The 20,095-nt window shown below is 62.6% G+C and carries 20 protein-coding genes and 2 pseudogenes; 10 read left to right on the top strand and 12 right to left on the bottom strand.

The window, feature by feature from the left end:
- Positions 1 to 18: 18 nt before the first annotated feature.
- Together C5O79_RS00535 and C5O79_RS00530 are read right to left on the bottom strand one after the other, a co-directional pair.
- The gene (locus tag C5O79_RS00535; protein WP_046547010.1) at positions 19 to 1,260 is read right to left on the bottom strand and encodes a dicarboxylate/amino acid:cation symporter; all 1,242 of its coding nucleotides are present in this window, start codon (positions 1,258 to 1,260) and stop codon (positions 19 to 21) included.
- Complete coding sequence (locus C5O79_RS00530) at positions 1,244 to 1,906, bottom strand: GntR family transcriptional regulator (RefSeq protein WP_046547009.1); 663 nt, start codon at positions 1,904 to 1,906, stop codon at positions 1,244 to 1,246. The genes C5O79_RS00535 and C5O79_RS00530 overlap by 17 nt, the downstream gene beginning before the upstream one ends.
- 150 nt (positions 1,907 to 2,056) lie before the next feature.
- Between C5O79_RS00530 and C5O79_RS00525 the strand changes: the two genes are divergently transcribed.
- The 4 genes from C5O79_RS00525 (at position 2,057) to C5O79_RS00510 (ending at position 5,326) form a co-directional block, all read left to right on the top strand.
- Positions 2,057 to 2,521, top strand: coding sequence for a GNAT family N-acetyltransferase (locus C5O79_RS00525; RefSeq protein ID WP_122477993.1), 465 nt, complete (start codon positions 2,057 to 2,059; stop codon positions 2,519 to 2,521).
- Positions 2,522 to 2,770: 249 nt separating this feature from the next.
- Positions 2,771 to 3,118, top strand: a complete 348-nt coding sequence (locus tag C5O79_RS00520; RefSeq protein ID WP_124492898.1) for a hypothetical protein — start codon at positions 2,771 to 2,773, stop codon at positions 3,116 to 3,118.
- Between the two features lie 312 nt (positions 3,119 to 3,430).
- Positions 3,431 to 3,979 (top strand): glutathione peroxidase, encoded by a 549-nt coding sequence (locus tag C5O79_RS00515; protein WP_122477988.1) that lies wholly within the window; start codon positions 3,431 to 3,433, stop codon positions 3,977 to 3,979.
- A 399-nt stretch (positions 3,980 to 4,378) separates the two neighbouring features.
- Complete coding sequence (locus C5O79_RS00510; RefSeq protein WP_122477985.1) at positions 4,379 to 5,326, top strand: GlxA family transcriptional regulator; 948 nt, start codon at positions 4,379 to 4,381, stop codon at positions 5,324 to 5,326.
- A gap of 200 nt (positions 5,327 to 5,526) precedes the next feature.
- On the opposite strand, the pseudogene C5O79_RS38425 reads toward C5O79_RS00510, so the two are convergent.
- The 3 genes and pseudogenes from C5O79_RS38425 to C5O79_RS00500 form a co-directional block, all read right to left on the bottom strand.
- A pseudogene (locus tag C5O79_RS38425) lies at positions 5,527 to 5,646 on the bottom strand (IS5/IS1182 family transposase); the annotation flags it as partial.
- Between the two features lie 222 nt (positions 5,647 to 5,868).
- Positions 5,869 to 6,732: a class I SAM-dependent methyltransferase gene (locus C5O79_RS00505; RefSeq protein WP_122477983.1), complete on the bottom strand. Its 864-nt coding sequence runs from the start codon at positions 6,730 to 6,732 to the stop codon at positions 5,869 to 5,871.
- A 95-nt stretch (positions 6,733 to 6,827) separates the two neighbouring features.
- The gene (locus tag C5O79_RS00500; protein ID WP_047853255.1) at positions 6,828 to 7,721 is read right to left on the bottom strand and encodes an NAD(P)/FAD-dependent oxidoreductase; all 894 of its coding nucleotides are present in this window, start codon (positions 7,719 to 7,721) and stop codon (positions 6,828 to 6,830) included.
- 272 nt (positions 7,722 to 7,993) lie between these two features.
- On the opposite strand from C5O79_RS00500, the gene C5O79_RS00495 reads away from it, so the two are divergent.
- Both C5O79_RS00495 and C5O79_RS00490 read left to right on the top strand, forming a co-directional pair.
- Positions 7,994 to 8,626, top strand: coding sequence for a TetR/AcrR family transcriptional regulator (locus tag C5O79_RS00495; protein ID WP_047853256.1), 633 nt, complete (start codon positions 7,994 to 7,996; stop codon positions 8,624 to 8,626).
- Positions 8,620 to 8,721: pseudogene (locus C5O79_RS00490) on the top strand (IS5/IS1182 family transposase); the annotation flags it as partial. The gene C5O79_RS00495 and the pseudogene C5O79_RS00490, both read left to right, overlap by 7 nt.
- Positions 8,722 to 8,917: 196 nt before the next feature.
- Here the strand turns inward: C5O79_RS00490 and C5O79_RS00485 are convergent.
- The 6 genes from C5O79_RS00485 to C5O79_RS00460 all read right to left on the bottom strand — a co-directional run bounded on the left by C5O79_RS00485 (position 8,918) and on the right by C5O79_RS00460 (position 13,233).
- Entirely contained in the window at positions 8,918 to 9,400 is a 483-nt protein-coding gene (locus C5O79_RS00485) for a DUF4440 domain-containing protein (RefSeq protein ID WP_122477980.1), read from the bottom strand.
- A 122-nt stretch (positions 9,401 to 9,522) separates the two neighbouring features.
- Positions 9,523 to 10,377 (bottom strand): DJ-1/PfpI family protein, encoded by an 855-nt coding sequence (locus C5O79_RS00480; protein ID WP_122478982.1) that lies wholly within the window; start codon positions 10,375 to 10,377, stop codon positions 9,523 to 9,525.
- 153 nt (positions 10,378 to 10,530) lie between these two features.
- A complete protein-coding gene (locus C5O79_RS00475; protein ID WP_122477978.1) occupies positions 10,531 to 11,277 on the bottom strand; it encodes a glucose 1-dehydrogenase in 747 nt (248 codons plus the stop codon).
- A gap of 216 nt (positions 11,278 to 11,493) precedes the next feature.
- Complete coding sequence (locus C5O79_RS00470) at positions 11,494 to 12,339, bottom strand: MBL fold metallo-hydrolase (RefSeq protein ID WP_122477976.1); 846 nt, start codon at positions 12,337 to 12,339, stop codon at positions 11,494 to 11,496.
- 18 nt (positions 12,340 to 12,357) lie between these two features.
- Complete coding sequence (locus tag C5O79_RS00465; protein WP_122477971.1) at positions 12,358 to 12,684, bottom strand: hypothetical protein; 327 nt, start codon at positions 12,682 to 12,684, stop codon at positions 12,358 to 12,360.
- Between the two features lie 6 nt (positions 12,685 to 12,690).
- Positions 12,691 to 13,233, bottom strand: coding sequence for a hypothetical protein (locus C5O79_RS00460; protein ID WP_047853260.1), 543 nt, complete (start codon positions 13,231 to 13,233; stop codon positions 12,691 to 12,693).
- 166 nt (positions 13,234 to 13,399) lie between these two features.
- Between C5O79_RS00460 and C5O79_RS00455 the strand changes: the two genes are divergently transcribed.
- The 4 genes from C5O79_RS00455 to pntB all read left to right on the top strand — a co-directional run bounded on the left by C5O79_RS00455 (position 13,400) and on the right by pntB (position 18,920).
- Positions 13,400 to 14,305 carry a LysR substrate-binding domain-containing protein gene (locus C5O79_RS00455; protein WP_122477970.1) on the top strand — a complete coding sequence of 302 codons (906 nt, stop codon included), beginning with the start codon at positions 13,400 to 13,402 and terminating at the stop codon, positions 14,303 to 14,305.
- 99 nt (positions 14,306 to 14,404) lie between these two features.
- Entirely contained in the window at positions 14,405 to 15,208 is an 804-nt protein-coding gene (locus C5O79_RS00450) for a lipid II flippase Amj family protein (RefSeq protein WP_039355440.1), read from the top strand.
- Between the two features lie 693 nt (positions 15,209 to 15,901).
- Positions 15,902 to 17,494 (top strand): Re/Si-specific NAD(P)(+) transhydrogenase subunit alpha, encoded by a 1,593-nt coding sequence (locus C5O79_RS00445; RefSeq protein WP_122477967.1) that lies wholly within the window; start codon positions 15,902 to 15,904, stop codon positions 17,492 to 17,494.
- A 13-nt stretch (positions 17,495 to 17,507) separates the two neighbouring features.
- Positions 17,508 to 18,920 (top strand): Re/Si-specific NAD(P)(+) transhydrogenase subunit beta, encoded by a 1,413-nt coding sequence (gene pntB, locus C5O79_RS00440; protein ID WP_046546996.1) that lies wholly within the window; start codon positions 17,508 to 17,510, stop codon positions 18,918 to 18,920.
- A 246-nt stretch (positions 18,921 to 19,166) separates the two neighbouring features.
- Here the strand turns inward: pntB and C5O79_RS00435 are convergent, their stop codons facing one another.
- Positions 19,167 to 19,790: an ABC transporter ATP-binding protein gene (locus C5O79_RS00435; protein ID WP_122477965.1), complete on the bottom strand. Its 624-nt coding sequence runs from the start codon at positions 19,788 to 19,790 to the stop codon at positions 19,167 to 19,169.
- Between the last annotated feature and the right edge of the window lie 305 nt (positions 19,791 to 20,095).

Genomic DNA, 20,095 nt, shown 5'->3' with positions numbered 1-20,095 from the left:
CGGTCGCTTGCGGGGCACTCACACGCTCGCCTGATGCGTCGCGGTTTCGGCGGCGATACTGTCCTCCGAACCGGAAAGTCTCACCGCAACGGCTGCCGCCGCCGTGCTCCCGTAGACGTTGAGGGCGGTTCTCCCCATGTCGAAGAAGGCGTCGACGCCCAACAGCAGCAGCACCGCATCGGCCGGCAACCCGATCGACGTCAGCACGATGGTGATGGCGACGATCGCTCCGGAGGGCACATTGGCTGCACCGTCGATGGTGATGATCGTCAAAATCAAAATCGTAATCACCAGCGGCCAGGACCACGCGAGATGATATGCGTCAGCCAGATAGCCGACCGCGAGGGCCGTGTAGAGGACCGCGCCGTCGCGATTGAAAATATAGGCGAGCGGCAAAATCGTGGACGCCACGCCGTGGGGAACGCCGAATTCAACCAGTTTCTTCAGGTGCAACGGGTACGTAATTTCGGACGACCGCGTCGTGAAACCAAGGATCAGCGGCTCCTTCACCTTCCTGAGAACGGCGAGAGGCGACTGACCGGCGACGCGAATGACGAGGGTGAGTACCACCGCCAGAATCGCCATGCCGAGATAAGCCACGCCCAGAAGCTCGACGAGCGAGTGCACGCCGGCAAAGCCCTTGGCCGACAACAGCTGCGCGATCGCGGCGAAGATCGCGAGCGGCGACCATGCGATCACCCACTGGGTCATCTTGAACAGGCCGGACAGCAGCGCCTCGAAAACGGCAATCGCGGGCTCGGCACGCTCGGGGGCAGCCGCCAATGCCGCACCGAAAATGACGCCGAAAACGAGTACCGGGAGAGAATTTCCAGCAGCGAGCGCAGCGACGATGTTCGCGGGGATCAGATCAACGAGAAATTTCGTCCAGTCGATGCTGGATGCGAGTGCTGCCGGCATCGATCCGGAGTGAGTGAGGCTCGCCCCGAGACCCGGTCGAAATGCGAAGTTGAGCAGCAGGCCGAGCGACGCGGCCAGGCCAGTCATCAAAACGAAGAAGACGATACTGGATAGTGCGACCTTTCCAAGCCGTTCGCGCAGTCGGCCCGCACGAAAGACACCGACCGTGACCGACAGGAAGATCAACGGCATGACGACCATCTTGATCGCGTGGCCGAACATCGCACTGAGAAAGCCCAGCTTCCCGGCAAAGCCGGGAGCAAATACGCCGCAAGCGACGCCCAGGACAAGCCCGCCAAGCATTTGCATCGGAAGGGAAAGTCCCTTATTTTTCGTGTTCATGCCGCGCCTTTAGTAGTTTTATCCGTGCGGGCGTACCGTCAACGATGTGATTCCACATATGCTGACGCGCAAGCTCGCCGTCGTTCGCTTCGATTGCGTGAAAGATGTGCAGGTGCTCGATCGTGCCGCGCCGAACGGTTTCGGCGTCGCTACGCGGGAGTTCGTTCAGCGCCAAGGTTTGGGCTCGCAATAGGCCATACGCCGATGAGATTCGCACGTTCCTTGCTGCAGCAAATAACGCTTGATGAAACACCCAGCCGATGCGTTGCTCGAGCATGATGTCCGCGACGTCCCGCTCAATCAGATCCTGCATTTTCTCTGCCGCGTCGCGGAGGTCTGCCGTTACGCCCGACCTGGCTGCAAGAAATGCAGCCGTACTCTCGAGAGCCAGCCGCATTTCAAAAATTTCGCGCAGATCGCTCGTAGTCGGCGATGCGACATAGGTCCCGCTCTTTTCGATCACGACGACCAGCCCTTCGGACTCGAGCAAATGCAATGCGCTGCGCACAGGCATTTGCCCGAAGCCGAGTTCGTCCGACAGGCCTCGATGGGATACTTTCTGCCCAGGCGCAAGGCGACCGTCAAAGATCCTCGATCGGATCTCGTCGTAGGCAAGCTCAGCATCTGTCGAGACTTTCAACGTCATCTGTGATCGCAGTTAGCGTATGATTGAAAAAGAGATAACGGATAGGAAATTACCCTTACTGGTAACGCACGGCAACTGATAATTTTGCGAGTGGGTATGCCGAAAGCGAACCGGAGGAAAATCTTCGTCATGAAGCGAGCTGAAAATTAGATGACTTCACAAGATGTGCGCTTTACCATCTGCGCCGTTCGTGCGGAAGAAACCTATCCACTCAGAGCCGCAATCCTGATGGCCGGAGATGAGGAAGGGAGCGCTCTACCCGGAGATCTCGCCCCGACGTCAATGCACTTTGCCGTTCATGATAATGACGGTATTGTTGCTGTCGCGTCGGTATGTCAAGAAGGACATGCCGGCGTTTTGAATGCTGAAGCCTGGCGCCTTCGCGGCATGGCCGTCCATCCGTCGGTGCGAGGTATGGGATTCGGACGCCTTCTGGTCAATCTATCCATTCGTTATGTCCGCGAACAGCATGGATTATTGCTCTGGTGTACGGCGCGTGAATCAGCCTATCCATTTTATGAAATGCTCGGCTTTAATCGCGATCCGAAACCGATTTCAATGCAGGGGCGCGACGACATGGGGTTCTTTCTCATGCAGCGCCGGATCGCGGGCTGACTTTCGTTGGGTACTGACGTCAGACGACCAGATGGGTTATGCGTGGTCTAGTCCAGTGTTTCTGCGATCAACTTGAAAACATCGGCGATCGAAGGTGATCTGGCGTATGTCGATGTAGTCAAACTGACGCACCGGAAACTGCCATGAGCCATCCGAGCACCCCGTTCATTCTGTCGGCGATCGATCCGGACTTTCTGTACCCGTGCCTCGACGTTAGATTCGAAACCGACGACCTGGATCGTAAATTCGATGGGTCTTTTACAAAATCGAGAACTTGTGGATGCACTGGCCTCGCTGCCGGAGCGGCAACTGGTAGACGTGATCGCTTTGGCGTTGGAGGCGCGCGAGGCCAAAGTGGCGCGTCCGGAATGGCAGTCGGCCAAACTCGTGCTCGCGGAGGTTCACCGATTCCATGAGACGCCCGCTGCATCATCACCCTGGACGCTTCTTGTGCTCGCGCGGCCTCAATATCCCGGGGAGTTTGTCGACGACGGGCACGGGCCGAGCCAAGAGGGAACGTGCTGCGGACTCACGCTCATCAGCTATGCCAAACGCATCGTTTGTCCCGTTTGTGGCGGCCCGGTTTCAGCAACCTGAGTGAGCCGCCGAGTGCCGCCTTTGGGCGTTTAGGTCGCAACTCGTAGCCAACAAGGGCCCAGCGGTTCTGCGAGGGATATTGGCCATGCACGAACAGTGTCTGATGTCTTTCGAGGCCGTCAGTTTGACCCTGCGGCTCGCGCCTGCAAGCAAGGAGTTGACCGATCGCAGTAGGATAGGGCGCTGCTCCGCGCAGATCACGAGCGTCGACAACGCGCCTTTACTGTCCGACGTCCAGGGTTTTCCAAGGAACGCGATACACCGCGATTCCGGCGGTTCGCCAATCCATTTGATCAATTGAAGGATGCAGACATGAGCACGATTTACGATATTCCCGTCAGCGCCATCGACGGCGCGCAGACGACCCTGCGCGCCTACGAAGGCAAAGTGCTGCTGGTGGTGAACGTGGCGTCCAAATGCGGGCTGACGCCGCAATACGAAGGGCTCGAGGCGCTCTACGAAGGCAAGCGCGCCGAAGGTCTCGAAGTGCTGGCGTTCCCCGCCAACAACTTCAAGGGCCAGGAGCCGGGCACCGATGCGGAGATCCAGTCGTTCTGCACCGGCACCTTTGGCGTGAAGTTCCCGTTGTTCTCGAAAATCTCCGTGATCGGCGAGGACAAGCATCCGCTCTATCGCTCGCTCACCCAGGCGCAGCCGCAGGCCACCGGCGACGGCCCGTTCCGTGCGCGCCTCGAAGGCTACGGCATTCAACCGAATCCGGCGCCCGAGGTGCTGTGGAACTTCGAGAAGTTTCTCGTGAGCCGCACGGGCGAAGTGGTCGCGCGTTTCTCGCCCGATACGACCGCGGACGACCCGAAGCTGGTCGCCGCCATCGATGCGGAGCTGGCCAAGGCCGCGTAAGCCTGCGCGCGTGACGCGTGCCAGGACGGATTGCCTGACCTGCACCCGTGGTCGAGGGTGCCAGCGCGGGGCAACCCAACACCATTTCTGCCGGCATGCCACTCGCGCATTGAAGGCGGAACGCGACGGGGTGCCTGGCTCGAACGGCGAACGGGAGAATGCGTCGGGCCGACAGGTCGTTCAACGGACGGTTGACGTTGCACGACATCGTTCGGGATTCCACGAGGAACATGGGGATGCTGCTGAAAAAGTCACGTTGCCTGCTTCGGATCTCAGCGGCCATACGGACAATCGATCACGACGTAAACGACGTTTTTCCCTCATTTCAGGCTGAATGGCGTCATTTGAGGGTTCCTCGTAAAATGCGACTTTACGGGATTTTCAGTTAACGACTTCGTCATGCATCGAATCGGATTCTTCGTTTGCCGTGGCTACGATGCGCTCGATCTGGGCGGCCCGCTGTCGGCCTTCAACCAGGTCGCCACGGCGGCAGGCCACGCGCCCTACGATCTCCACGTCATCTCGCAGCCCGGTGGACCGGTTCCGGGCAATACGGGCCTGTCGGTCGACACGAAGCCGATCGGAAGGCGCACGTTCGACACCGTCATCTTCGTGGGCGGTGACATCGATCCGATGCAGACACCGGAGAACATCGCCGCCGCCAGGAAACTGGGCGCGCGGGCCGCGCGGGTGGCAAGCGTGTGTACGGGGGCGTTTCTGCTTGGGGAAACCGGCTTGCTGGACGGCTTGAGAGCGACGACGCACTGGCGATACGCGGCTCGATTGCAGTCGCGCTTTCCGCGTGCCAAGGTCGAAGGCGACAGTATCTATATCGAGGAGGGCCGCATCTGGACGTCGGCGGGCATCGCGTCCGGAATCGACCTGGCGCTCGGCATGATTGAACGAGACATGGGTGCGGAGGTTGCGCGCGCTGTCTCCCGGCTTCTGGTGGTTCCGTATCGTCGGCCGGGCGGTCAGTCCCAATTCTCGGCGATGTCGCAGATGGAGCCGGAATCGGATCGCATCCGCATCGCGCTGAATTTTGCGCGGGAACATCTGGCGGAAGCGTTGCCTGTCGAGCGGCTCGCCGAGGCCGCAAGCTTGAGTTTGCGGCAGTTCGGGCGCGCGTTTCGCCGGGAAACCGGAGAAACGCCTGCGAAGGCGGTCGAGCGCTTGCGTGTCGAAGCGGCGCGGCTGCGCCTGCAGGGTGGCAGCGAACCGATCGAACAGATTGCGCTGGCTGTCGGGTTCACCGACCCGGAGCGGATGCGGCGGGCCTTCATCAAACTGCATGGGCACCCGCCGCAAGCGATTCGACGCGAGAGCCGATCGAACGGCGCGCGCTGATCGACCATCGACCGCCGGCCGATCTGCGCGCTGCCCGGCCGAAGTCCTTCCAAGGATGGTGTTCAAAATTCGTTTTGCCGCACTGAGCCATCAACATGGAGCCGATGCGGTGCAGTCGATGTGTTACCCGGCTCGAATGCAGTGCGACGTTCGGCCCGCGCGGGCGGCTTTTGCGCTCATGCAATGGCCTCGCCCATCAGTCATTCACGCGCCGTCCATGGGTTGTTCGGTGCGAAGAACGTATGCACTTGCTGCGTGTTCGTCATCAAGCCGCGATAGCACACATTCAGATATCCGAACTGGCGCTTGATGACGTGGAACGCTCTGTTCTGGAGTCCTTCCCAAGCTGGCGAGGTCGGAAAAGGTTTTGAATGGATTTCCTGATCATGTGCGCCAAAGATTTCGAGTGTCGCGCGGCGCTGTACCCTGCCATCAAAGCCCCTGGCTCGCTAATGGTGCCTTCCAAACCAGAAGGGACGTCAGTCTGAGTGCCCAAAGGCGCACAGCTCCATAGAGCGGGGCGTTTCCTCCGTTAATCGCTTTCAGCGTGCCGGATTGCGTGCCGTGACGATCCACGCCGCTCCGTCGATCATCACCGACCGCTCGCCGGGGAGGCCCGCGAAGGCGGCACGAACGGCGGCCGAGGCGCGGGCGCGGATGTCGTCGGACTGATCGGCGAGCACACGCGACAGTGGGCCGACCTCGAGCGTCATCTTCACCGCGTCGTCGATCGCAGCGTCTCGCGTCCCGCCCTCGCCGAACGGGACGGAAGCGTCGAAGGGCGCGATAGCGATATCGGTGAAGCCGGCCGCCGTCAGGATGCGTGCCACGCGCCCCCGGTCGCCGAACGAAAATGGGCCGGGCGCTTCGGGAGCGGGCAGCGCGCTTGGCGGGACGATGCCCTTGAGCGCGCCCATCGGCAGGCGCACCCAATCATTCTCGGCCGCGCCGCGCCAGCAGACGAAAGCGACCCGCCCGTCGGGCCGCAGCGCGCGTCGCATGTGGGCGAACGCCGCTATCGGATCGTCGAAGAACATCACCCCGAAACGCGAGAACAGGATGTCGAACGCGCCCTCGGGCAGCGCCGCGCTGCTGGCGTCGGCCACCTGGAACAGGGCCGGCGTATCCTGTCGCGCAAGCGCGCGCGCTCGGTCGATCAGCGGTGCGGATATGTCCACGCCCAGCACTAGGCCCCCCTCGCCGACGCGGGCTGCCAGAGCCAGACTCGACGCACCCGCGCCGCAGCCGATGTCCAGCACCCGCTCACCCGTCGCGGGCGCGGCGGCTTCTATCGCGGCCTGGCCGAACACCGCCACCATGGCGTCGAGCCGGGCCTGGTTGGCGACCCAGCGCTCCCCGCTTTGACCATTCCAGTCACCGACCTGATAGGCGCTTTGCTCTGCCATGTGACCTCCTTGACTCGACGATCCGTCCTTCACGGCGCCAATCTACGCCAGCCTTTTGAGGGTGACGATGCAACCGGAGAAGGGAATCCGTGCTCTCAAACCAGCATCGACTGCTGGGCGAAAATACCTGCCATCGCGCCCTGCGATGACGCCTGGGTGACCGACGGCAAGAAGGGCGTGGCGAGGTCGCCGGCGGCGTAGATGCCGGGCATGCTGGTTTGGCGGCGCTCGTCGACCTCGAGGACGATGCCGGTGGGTGTATCGACCGTGGCGAGGCCAAGCGATTCATGCAGGCTTGCGGACGGCTTGTTGCGCGGATGGGCGAACAGGACGTCGACCGCGACATTGCGGCGGCTATCGAGATTGACGGTGGCGATACGGCCCTCGTGATGGGTGATCTCGACGATCCGGCCATCTACGACAGGTATGTTTCGGCGCGCCAGATCCGCCTGAATATCGGGCGCAATGTCATGACCATCGGTGAAGATAGTCAACTTGTCCGTCCAATCGCGGAACAGCCTGGCAGACTGGTACGACTGCGGGCTGGACCAGACGAGGCCCCAATGCTGGCCGGCGACTTCAAAGCCGTCGCAGTAGGGGCAGGGCACGATGGATGTGCCCCAGCTTTCGGCAAAGCCCGGAACATCAGGCATCTGGTCGGCGATGCCATAGCTCAGGAGCAGGCGGCGCGCCCTCAGGCTTTCGTGATCGTCAGTGACGACGCAGAAATCGTCGATGGCGCCAGTCACGCTCTCTGCCCGGGCATTGACGAGGCTGATGGTTGGATAGCGCGACAGCTGCTGCCGTGCCTCGGCCAGGATGTCCAGCGGCGGCTTGTGATCATGACCGAGCAGGCCATGCGAGTGACCGGCAAAGCGGTTGCGCGGCCGGCCGGTATCGAGAACCGTGACTTTGCGGCGGGCCCGGCCGAGCTGCAGGGCGGCGGCGAGGCCGGCAAAGCTGCCGCCGATGATGATGACGTCATTCATGGTGAGGGGCTCCGGGTGTTGGATGGAGGGGAGCTGGGCCTGGTGGGCACTATCGTCCGGCGATACCAGCTTGAGACGGTCAGCGAGCAGGGCTTCGGCATTGGCGTGAAAATCGCCCGTGGCTGTAATGACCGGCTGGTCGATATCGTCGGACCGCCCAGGACAAATTGGTCGGGACGCCCCGGTTGAAAGCTACCCTTGGCTTGCACATTTAAGATACTGGGTGGTATCGTAGTGTGCGAATTTGAATACTGTCAAGTACTGGAATTGTCGTGACCGAAAATAGCCAGGGCCGGCGCGGCCGGCCCGCCAACGAGGCGCTCCGCCAAACGATAGTCGACGCCGCGTGCGAACTCTTTGTGGAATTGGGTTTTCAAGCGACGACCATGGACAAGGTCGCCCAGCGGGCGAAGATATCCAAGCTGAGCATCTATCGGCACTTCGAGAACAAGGAGGCGCTGTTCAGCGCGGCCATGGCGGCCCACTGTCATCAGTTTGCACCACAGGCCCTTTTTGAATGCGTCGACGGTTCGGTCGAAGATCAGCTCATGGCGGTGGGATCATCCCTGCTTCGCACGCTGTTGAGTCCCGATGTTCGCAGTGTCGAAGCCATGGTCTTGGCCGACAAGACGAATCAAAAATCGTTAAGCAAGCTCCATTACGAAGCCGGGCCCGCCCACGTCATCGCCCAAATCGAGGCCGTATTGCGTCAGTTGCACGCGAAAGCGATTCTGAACGTACCCGATGCTCCCAGGTCCGCCCGCTTGTTTGCCGCGCTTTTCAAAGGATCCGATCTCCTGCTGATCGCACGCTTCGACGAGGCGAGAGCAGTGGACGACAACGAAATCGAATCCTATTCCCGGTCGGCCGTTGCCATGTTCATCGCCGCGCACGGTGGCATCTGAAGGTGCGCTATCGCGGCCTGATATTGCATGCGCGGTTCGCCCAGAGCAACCGCTGGATGATGCGTGGACGATTGATGGGCGAGGCCATTGCCTGAGTGCAAAAGCCGCCCGCGCGGGCAGGCAATCGGCGCTTTCTTTATACCGAACGTCGCGCTGCATTCGAGCCACGTGCCGCACTGCTTGCACAGCATCAGCTCCATGCTGATGGTTCAGTGCAGCAACGAATCCTGAACACCATCCCTAACGGACCAGCGGCGCTTTGGGTAGATCGCTATGCGTTTCGCCAGACGCTCAATGGTCATCCGTGGTCAGCGGGCCGTCATCGTTCCACATGTCACGATGCAACTTCCACGCGCCGCCCTCGTTCAGAAAGACGAGAGTCTGCTTGCCGCGAAATTTGAGTTTTCCATCGTGGTCGTGAACCTCCACATCCGACATCTCTGTCACGACCCGGTCGTTACCGTAGAACTCGTAATTGCTGAACGATACGGTGGCGGGCTTTGATCCGGCATACCCCTTGGTGAAGTACCCGACGATTGCACTGCTTCCCTTGATCTTGTCGCCTCCCGGCGGCAAGAGCGTGCCGTCGCGGGTGTAGAGGCGACCGATCGCCTCGTAATCCCCTCGCGCAAAGGCATCCGCCCATCGCGCATTCTCGGCCTTGATGGCCGCTTCGGGCGGGCGTTGCGAACCACTTGCAACCGCCGGTGCGGCGAACGCGAAAAAGGTAACGCAGGCTGCAAGAGCAGCAGTGAAAATACGAGTCTGTTGCATCGAGTGATTTCCGTGCATGGTTTAAATTGAGAGGACTACAAAAAAAATGATGAAGCAGGCAATGTCGGTCGCAGTGTTCATCGCAGTCTGTAGATGGGCTGGCCACAATGCCTGAAAGCGTTTCAACGAACGCCTGGCACGCGTGCGAGCCCCCTGGATGCACCGGGCAGTTTCTTGTCGACCATCGCGATGAGTTCCGGCCGCGCCTCTCTCGGATGGCCGGAGTGGAACGGCGGCGCGGGATCATATTCGATCACGAGCTGCGTGAGTTCGGCGGCCTGTTGACCGCGCAGCTTCGCTGCGACGCGAAGGGCGAAGTCGATGCCCGCCGTCACGCCGCCGCCGCTCATGAACCGGCCGTTGTCGTCTTCGACGAAGCGATCGGGCACGGGAATGGCGCCATATTCGGCCAGCTTGTTGACGAAGGCCCAATGGCAGGCGCTTCGCTTTCCATTGAGAATGCCCGTTGCGGCCAGCACGAGCGATCCGTTGCACACCGACGTCACGTGCCTGGCGCTTTCTGCCAGGCGGCGGATCTGCGCTTGATACGCGGGGCGCATCGGCGCCGACAGATCGGACCCGCCAGGGACCAGCAGCACGTCTGTCTTGTCGATATCGGCCAGTCGCTCGGTCTTGCCGTACACGACGCCGAATTCGAGCGTCACGTTGCCGCCATTGAGGCTCGCGTAGCGAACGTTCGTATTCGGTAGCCGATGGAAAACTTCGCTGGGGCCGGCGAAATCGAGAAGTGTCCCGCCGTCGTAATTGACGATCAGGATATCGAGCGGATCATTCGGGGCAAGTGCTGCGTCGCTGCCGGACTGTGCGAGTGCAGGGGGGGTGTACCCAAGCAGTGTTCCGCCACCGAGGGCGGCGCCGAGCGTGGCGATGCCGCCGAACTTGAGCACATCGCGGCGCGAACGACCGGCTCGGGTGAGTGGAGGTCCGGAAGTATTGTTTTCGCTACTGTCGGTCAAGATCATTTCTCCTTGCACGTCGGCCCCGCTGCGAGCGCTACCAGACTGGGCCGAGTGAAATAGCCGCCGCGACTCAAAGCGTGGCGGACGTGAGGTCAGAAAGGTGGATGAGCCGCGATCACGCGCAGGGCTCTGGAATCGGGCGCCGCAGGCTCAAAGCTGCGACGCGCCGCCGTCGACGACCAGTTCGGTGCCGACGACATACGAGGATTCGTCGCTGGCGAGATAGAGCGCGGCGTTGGCGATGTCCTCGGCGCTGCCCATGCGGCCCACCGGAATGGCGCCGGCGAACTCGGCCTTGCGGTCGCGAACCCATTCGTCCGGCATGCCCCACTTGGTCAGCAGCGGCGTGTCGATCGCACCGGGCGCGATCGCATTGAAGCGGATCTTCCGGTCGAGAAACTCGTAGGACCAACTGCGGGCAAGCGATCGCACGGCGGCCTTCGCGGCTGCCGTCAACGAGATGCCGTGCTTGCCGGTCTGCGCGACGAACGAGGTGTTGAGAATGACGGACGCGCCTTCTCGCAAGTGCGGGAGCACCGCCTGAAGCGTGAACACCACGCCTTTGACGTTGATGTCCATGATCTCGTCGTAGAGCGCATCGTCGATATCGTTGAGTGCGGACGGGAACGCCCAGCCGGCGTTCGCGAACACGATATCCAGGCCGCCGAACTTCTCGTCGATCTCGGCGGCAATCGACCGCATGTCCTCGATCGAACGGACGTCGCCCTTGAGAACGAGCGCATGACCACCGAGTTCGTCCTTCACGCGTTCGAACGCCGCCTCGTCGCGCCCCGTCACTGCGACGCGAGCGCCTTCCGCGATGAACCGCTTCGCGGTGGCAAGACCGATGCCACTGGTACCGCCGGTGATTAACGCTGACTTGTTTTTAAGCCTCATCTTCTGCTCCTTTCCACGTCGTGATTGATCGGGCAGAAAGTGCAAGACGCGATGGCGTCTGTGCGTTTCCCTGCTCGATCTTCCACGTGCAGTATGGAACGCGAAGCGGATGGCGCAAAGGTCGAATAACCCTCAAAAAACGCCACCTGGATCAGACGGGTGACTCATGCATTGCGGCGTGAGGTGGCGGCATCGCACGTCCGTACGCGTGTGGCTTCAGCCTTCGTTCTCGTAAAGAAGCCCATACCCGCCGTTCGTCCGCTTGATGCGTGCGAACCCGAGTTCACCCAGGTGCATGCCGGCGATCAGAAGCCCGTCCGCGCTGACCTGATCGAGAAGGCGTGACCGTGTAGCGGCCGCCAGCGACGCATCGTGATCGAACGCGATCGATACGTCCGGCCGCTGAATCTGGATATGCGGAAAATGCACCACATCCCCCCACACGAGCAGGCCTTGATCGCGGGATTCAAGAACATATCCGGTGTGTCCATCGGTGTGTCCCGGCAGCGGCAGCGCGCTGATACCGAGGAGCACTTGTCCGTCTTCGAACATGCGAAGCCTGTCGACATAAGCGTCGAATACCTGACGCGCCTTCGCGAAGTTGCCGCGAGCCCGCTCACTGGCGCGACTGAGATTTCCGTCGTCCTGCCAGAACTTGACCTCTCGCTGATGCACGACCAGCTCCGCATGTGGAAACGCGGCCTGTCCTGCATCATTCACCAGCCCGCCGACGTGATCGGGATGCGCGTGGGTAAGCAGGATGGTGTCGATCGCAGCGGGTTCGATACCGGCAAGCGCCAGGTTGGTCCGGAGTTGGCCGCCCCATTGCTTGAACCCGCCAGCCCCGCCGTCGATGAGCACGGTGCGGCCCGCTCCGCGTACGACATAGCAATTGATATGAACGGCCGCCGGCTCGTTCTGCCCCGCATCACGCTGCATTTTTGATGCGTCATCCGAATCGATATTCGACAGGAAGTCGAGGCTCGCAGTGAGGTATCCATCGCTGATCGCGGTAATCGTGAAGTCGCCGACTTGCTGAACGGGAAAGGTAAGGGTGGACATCGTGTTGCTCCGAATCGGCTAATTGCGGGCGTGAAGGTTCGACGCGGTGTAACCGAAACACCGAATGCGCGCCGTGAGGCCGGTGCGGCGAACGATCGCCTGATCCAGCGCTTCCATGAACCGGTTCATGACCTCCGGCGTGCGACGCGTGCCGACGCGATACCGGATGTCGGCGAAGACGGGATGTCCATGCCCATGCCGAACCGCCAGGAAAATGACGTGGACGTTCTTGAGTTCAGCCTCGAGCACCCGCGTGCAGAGCTCAACGCAGTCGCGCGACAGCTCGGCAAGGCTTTCATCAGCCGGCATCCGCTTCGCATCGATCGAGAAAGTGACGTTGGGCATCGCGGTCTACTCCTGTGCAATCGAAAGGGCGCGTGTGCTCGTCAACTGCTCCGTCATCGGTGCGTAAAGGTGAATACCTTCCGGCAGCGCCTCGACAAGCCGCGCGCTATTCCGTGGCACGACGGCGAGCCAACGGCGCCCCGGAAACTTCTCCAGCGCAACGGCCTGCATGGCCAGCGGTTCGAGGCCCAATCGAATCAGCGAATCAGGGCCATCGGCGCTCACGGCGAGATGTTCATCGTCCTTTACGGCCGGCGCGAAGCCGATATTGCTGTAGAGATTCCGGTGCCAGTCGGTGATGTGTCGTTGCCACTTCGCGAAATTGCCGCCGCCTTTGCGGCGATATTCGTCGCCGGTCAGAACATCGAGGCTGTCGATCGTGTGGATCGCCAGATAGACCGGGCAACCGCCGGTGATCGCCTTGAATCGCTGCGACGTGTGAAACCCGGTGACCGAGATCAGTGCGGGCAGCTTTTCAAGGCTGTAGAAGTCGTTCCATTCGGCTTCGCTGTCGAGGTCGGCGAAGCTGCATTCCACGGTGTAGATCATGGGATCGTCCTTTGGGCAGGCTGCACATTCATCTGGGGACGTGTGATGTTCAGTGCGGTAACGTAATGCTAAGCTCGCCATTCCGCGCCATAAAACGAAATAAAGTCAGCCTTCAGTGACATTTGCTCAAGCTGATGGCGAACACACTTCGACCAACGAGACGCCCATGTCCCGCAAGATCCCAAGCAATTCCGCGCTCCAGGCGTTTGAAGCCGCTGCCCGACACGGCAGCTTTGCCCGAGCCGCCGAGGAGCTGGCACGGACCGAGGGTGCCGTCAGCCGTCAGATCGGCAGGCTGGAGGCGTTCCTGGGTGTCACGCTGTTCGAGCGGATCGGCAACCGGGTACGGCTGGCGCCGAACGGTGCGCGCTATGCGGTGCAGGTTCGCGAGATTCTGGATCGACTCGAACGGGACAGCCTGTACCTGATGGGGCAGCCGATCGAAGGCGCAAGCCTCGATATCGCCGCCATCCCGACCTTCGCAACGCGCTGGCTGATCCCGCGGCTGAAACACTTTCAGGCGCGGCATCCGAACATCACCGTGCATATCGCCGAGCGGATGGAGCCGTTCCTGCTGGCCGGAAGCGGTTTCGACGCAGCGATTCATTTCGAGCATCCGGCCTGGGCGGGGATGCATCTGCATCCGCTGCTGGAGGAAGTGCTGGTGCCCGTCTGCAGTCCGGCGCTGCTCGCCGGCGCCGGGGCGAACCCGTCGCTGGATGCATTGCCGCGTCTTCATCGGCGACAGAACCCGGACGCATGGCAGGCTTATGCGCAGGCGTGCGGCATCGCGCTGACCAATTCGGCGGTGGGCGCGCGCTACGACCTTCATTCGATGCTGATCGAGGCGGCGCTTGCCGGCCTCGGAGTCGCGCTGGTGCCGCGCCTGTACATCGACAAGGAGCTCGAGCAGGGCCGGCTGGTCGCCCCGTGGCCGGAGGGAAAGACGGTGACAAAAAACTTCTGCCTCGTGCTGCCCGAACCGATCGAGCTGGCCGACGGGCCGTTGCAGGCCTTCGCGACATGGATGCTGGATGAAGCGCGGGGATTGGCACCGCACGGTAGCGCCTGACGCTCATCGCCCAACCGTTACGCTTGCGAAGGCAGCTTCGCCAGGCTGATGTGCCGTGCTCGGGTACACTCGTGATCCCGTCACGCACGCGGCACCAGCATGGACAGTCAGCTTTGGATCATCTGCGGGCTTACCTTCGTCATCCATATGATCGCGACACTGGCGTATGCCGTGCGGATCGCCGGTGTGCGAACGCGTCGCATCGCGTTGTCGTTTTCGTTGTTCGGGATCATCGCGCTGGTGTCCCGAACGGCCAATTCCTTTCAGGGGCCGTTCATCGCGAAACGCGTTGAAATGGACATCGCGCACCGGATGGGGAGCGGGTTGCTGGCCGACTTCCGGTGGTTCCTGCTGTCCGCCACCGTGGCGACCATCGTCGGGTCGTTCCTGATCCCGACATTCCAGCGCTATTTCAGTCGCGCCGTCGAACACTTCCAGGTGAACCGCTCGATTCCCCGCCTGCTGCTGCACGCGTGCAGTCGCGCCGGGATCAACTACCTGCGCGTCGGCGCACGACTGCCTTCGAGCCAGAACGTCACGCAACTGACCGCGAACACCGGCGTGTCGTGGCGCGTCATTGCGTTGAACGTCGCCGCGATGGCGATCTGGACGGTCGGCGTATTCGCGTCGCTGTACGCGGGCTACCTGAAGCCCGAGCTGAGAGTGACATGCGCGAACCTGTCGTCCGTCATCAACGGTTTCGCGACCGTCGTGCTGGCGGTCGTCATCGACCCGCAGGTTTCCGTCATGACCGACGACGTCATCGAAGGGCGGATCTCGGAGAACAGCTTTCGGCGGGCCATCACGACACTCGCGGGCGCGCGCGTGCTCGGCACGGTGTGTGCGCAGGCGGTGCTCGTTCCGGCCGCGCTCGTCATCGTGCGCGTCGCCGAGCTGATCTAGCGCGGCAACGAGAGAATCGGGCAACCGGCAATCTCCCGCGTCGACCACCGCCATGAAACCCGTGTGTCGCCGCGTCAGACCTTTTTCGCCGGCGTTACGTGCCCACGTCGACGCGCTGCGTGAATGATCGTCACCGGATGAGGCCCGAGAGTGCAGTCAGCGTTCTCCATTAAACTCGCCGGCACTGAAGCGCGTCGGCCACACGGATTATGTCGTTGGCACGCGACAAGTGGCATTGTTCCGGAAAGCAACGAGATTCTCGATGAAACCGATTCCGCTGCTGTTGTGCCGATAGCCATTTCGTCAGGTTTCAAACGGATTCACGTGCTGGCGAGCCAAGCGGCGCGGTGCGGGCCGGGAGCGGGTGGGTGCCGGCCCCGTTGTGTCCAGACAGGGGATTCATGGATTGAATGCGCGCCGATTCAAAATATAAATTTTGGAAAGACTCTGGCACGAGATATGCTTGACGGGTTTTATCCGATCGGACCATACGCCGGATATTCGTCAGCATAATCGGGCAAGAGCATGAACCGGTTTGCTCTGACAAGACAATCGATTAGAGGATCGATCGTTTGTGAAATCTGCGCGGGAGTGCCAAGCTGCGCGCGGAGCAAAGTCGGACACGGATTGAGTTGGGTGACTTGAAACGCAGGCCGTAATTCCTCGCGACGGCCACTACTGACAATTCAGGATATGACATTACTGATTGGGGTCCCTCTGGAGACGGCCCACGAGGAGCGGCGCGTAGCGACCGTTCCCGACGTGGTCGAAAAGCTGATCAAGCTCGGATTCTCGGTGGCCGTGCAAAGCGGTGCCGGCACCGGCGCGAACTTCAGCGATGACGACTACCGCACGGCCGGCGCCGAAGTCGTGGCCACCGCCGCCGATCTATGGGGCCGCAGCGATATCGTCCTCAAGGTGCGCCCGCCGAGCAGCGAGGAAGTCGCGCTGATGCGCGAGGGCGGCACGCTGATCGGCTTCGTCTGGCCGGCGCAAAACCCCGAACTGATGCAGCAGCTGGCCGCGAAGCGGGCCACGGTGCTGGCGATCGATTCGCTGCCGCGCACGCTGTCGCGCGCGCAGAAGATGGATGCCCTCACGTCGATGGCCGGCGTGAGCGGCTACCGCGCCGTCATCGAGGCGGCCCACGCATTCGGCCGTTACTTCAACGGGCAGATCACGGCCGCGGGCAAGGTGCCGCCGGCCAAGGTGTTCATCGCGGGCGCTGGCGTGGCCGGCCTCGCGGCGATCGGCACGGCCGCCGGGCTCGGCGCGATCGTGCGCGCCAACGACACGCGCGCGGAAGTGGCCGACCAGGTCAAGTCGCTGGGGGGCGAATTCGTCAAGGTCGACTACGAGGAAGAAGGCTCGGGCGGCGGCGGCTACGCGAAGGTGATGAGCGAGGGCTTCCAGCAGGCGCAGCGCGCGATGTACGCGCAGCAGGCCAAGGACGCGGACATCATCATCACCACCGCGCTGATTCCCGGCAAGCCGGCGCCGAAGCTGATCACGGCCGAGATGGTGCAGTCGATGAAGCCGGGCAGCGTGATCGTCGACATGGCCGGCGAGCAGGGCGGCAACTGCGAGCTGACGGTGCCGGGCGAAGCCGTGGTGCGTCATGGCGTGACCATCGTCGGCTACACGGATCTCGCGTCGCGCCTGGCGCGCCAGTCGTCGACGCTGTATGCGACCAACCTGCTGCGCGTGGTCGAGGAGCTGTGCAAGGGCAAGGACGGCACGATCAACGTCGACTTCAACGACGACGCGATCCGTGGCCTCACGGTCGTCAAGGAAGGCAACGTCACGTGGCCGCCGCCGCCGATCCAGCAGCCGGCCGCCGCACCGAAGCCTGCAACACCGCCGGTCGCGGCCGCCGCATCCAAGGGCCATGGCCACGGCAGCGGCGCGCCGATGTCGGCGAAGTCGCTCGCCATCACGTTCGCCGTGGGCGCACTGGCGTTCCTGCTGGTCGGCCAGTTCGCGCCGGCCACGTTCCTGTCGCACTTCACGGTGTTCGTGCTGGCCTGCTTCGTCGGCTACATGGTGATCTGGAACGTCACGCCGTCGCTGCATACGCCGCTGATGAGCGTGACCAATGCGATCTCGTCGATCATCGCGATCGGCGCGCTCGTGCAGGTCGCGCCGCCGTTGGGCGACGCGGCGGCGGAGGGCCGTCCGTCAGGGCTGATCCTGGGCCTGGCGGTGGGCGCGCTGACGCTCACGGCCGTCAACATGTTCGGCGGCTTCGCGGTGACGCGTCGCATGCTGGCGATGTTCCGCAAGTAAGGAGACGACAACAATGACTTCCAATCTGACTACCGTCTCCTATATCGGCGCGGCCATCCTCTTCATCCTCAGCCTCGGCGGGCTGGCCAATCCCGAAACCGCACGGCGCGGCAACCTGCTCGGCATGATCGGCATGCTGATCGCCGTGCTCGCCACGGTACTCGGCCCGCGCGTGTCGGCCGAGGGCATTCCGTACATCGTGGCTGCGCTGGTCGTCGGGGGTGCGGTCGGCCTCTACGCCGCGAAGAAGGTGCAGATGACGCAGATGCCCGAGCTGGTTGCGCTGATGCACAGCCTGGTCGGCCTGGCGGCGTGCCTGGTGGGCTTCGCGAGCTACATCGATACGTCGGTGCAGTTCACGGGTGCCGAGCACGCGATCCACGAAGTGGAAATTTACGTCGGCATCCTGATCGGTGCGGTGACCTTCGCGGGCTCCGTGATCGCATTCGGCAAGCTCTCCGGCAAGATCGGCGGCAAGCCGCTGCTGCTGCCGGCCCGGCACTGGCTCAACCTGGCCGCGCTGGTGGTGGTGATCGTGTTCGGCCGCGCGTTCCTGCATGCGGAGACGGTCCAGGACGGCATGACGCCGCTCATCGTGATGACGGTGGTGTCGCTGCTGTTCGGCGTGCACATGGTGATGGCGATCGGCGGCGCGGACATGCCCGTCGTGGTGTCGATGCTCAACAGCTACTCGGGCTGGGCGGCGGCCGCCACCGGCTTCATGCTCGGCAACGACCTGCTGATCGTGATCGGCGCGCTGGTGGGTTCGTCGGGTGCGATCCTGTCGTACATCATGTGCCGCGCGATGAACCGCAACTTCATCAGCGTGATTGCCGGCGGCTTCGGCACCGGCAGCGGTGCGCCCGCGGCGGCGGGCGGCAGTGCACAGCCGGCCGGCGAAGTGGTGGCGGTGAGCGCGCTGGAGACGGCCGAGCTGCTGCGCGAGGCCAAGAGCGTGATCATCGTGCCGGGGTACGGGATGGCCGTGGCGCAAGCCCAGCACACCGTGCACGAGCTCACGAAGGTGCTGCGCGAGAAGGGTGTCGACGTGCGTTTCGCGATCCATCCGGTGGCCGGCCGCATGCCGGGGCACATGAACGTGCTGCTCGCCGAGGCGAAGGTGCCTTACGACATCGTGATGGAGATGGACGAGATCAACGGCGACTTCCCCGAAGCCGACGTGTCGATGGTGATCGGCGCGAACGACATCGTGAACCCGGCGGCGCAGGAAGATCCGGCGAGCCCGATCGCCGGCATGCCGGTGCTCGAGGTGTGGAAGGCGAAGACCTCGATCGTGATGAAGCGCAGCATGGCGTCCGGCTATGCGGGTGTCGACAACCCGCTGTTCTACAAGGACAACAACCGGATGCTGTTCGGCGACGCGAAGAAGATGCTGGACGAGGTCTTCGGGGCGTTGAAGGCCTGACGGGGCGCATGGCCGGGCGCGTGCGTGGAGCGAACGATGGATCGGCTGGGGTGTCGGACAGTCGATTGATCGGGGCCCGGCGCGCCGGCCGTGCGTATCGTGAAGGTCAAGGAAGTGCGGGGTGGGAGGGGCCGCTTCGCACGTCCTTGCGGCAAAAGACAGCGATTGATTGCCGGTGCGTAGTTCCCCCTCCGACCAGCCGCCACACCCGATCCTTCCCCGGCACTGCGCCGGCGACGCGACCGTCTATCCAGCGAATCCAAGCTCCGCAAACGTGGTGACCCTTGCGTCACAGGCGCGCACCAGCGCCGGATCGTGACTCGAAAAAAAGACGGCGCGGTCTGCAGCCAGTGTCTTGAACAGATCGATCAGCACGGCACGCGACGCAGCATCGAGCCCGCTGTCCGGATCGTCCGCGATCACGACGGCGGGCGCGCCGAGCGTCGTCGCCGTCAGGAACAGTTTCTTGCGCGTACCGAACGACATCTGCTCGAAGCGCTTCTCCAGATGCGGAGCAAGCCCGAATCGATCGGCCAGCTCGAGCGTGCGGGCGTCGACGACGCTCTTCCTGCCGGCCGCCACGAGATCCAGAAACTCGCGACCGGTCTGGAGCGGATACGCCAGGCAATCGTCAGGCACGTACGCCAGCGCGGATTTCGCCTCCTGCGGCGCGGTACGCAGCGAATGGCCGCCGAGCCACACTTCGCCTTCGTCCGCGTCGAGCGTGCCGGCGAGAATGGCGAGCAACGTCGATTTGCCACTGCCGGTTTCGTCGCACAGCGCCACGCATCCGGCACCGGATGCGTAGTGGAGCCCTGTGAAGATGACGCGCTTGTCGTAGCGCTTGCCGAGATTGTCGAAGCGGATCATGGGTCGGTAGTCAAACGAAAATTCGCCAGGTGAGCGCGACCCACATCACGGTCGGCGGCAGGCCCAGCAACACGGATTGTCGGGACGCGTAGCGTTGCGGCCGATAGTGTAATGCGACAAGCGACGGGCCCGAGCAGACGACGGTGCGCTGAAAGTCGAGGCGCGCGCGTCATACAGGTCGAGTATGCTGGATGAATGCCGGGCGGATGAACGATCAGGACGGCAAAACTGCACACAATCACCGCGATTGCTTCGCAATCATCGGCCGCACCGGGCCGACTTCAACTCCGGAACAGGGACTCGAC

This window comes from Burkholderia sp. SRS-25 (assembly GCF_004343765.1).
In the GTDB taxonomy this organism is placed as follows: domain Bacteria; phylum Pseudomonadota; class Gammaproteobacteria; order Burkholderiales; family Burkholderiaceae; genus Burkholderia; species Burkholderia contaminans.
Note: the sequence above shows the minus strand (reverse complement) of the source record. Positions and strands in the feature narration are given on the sequence as shown.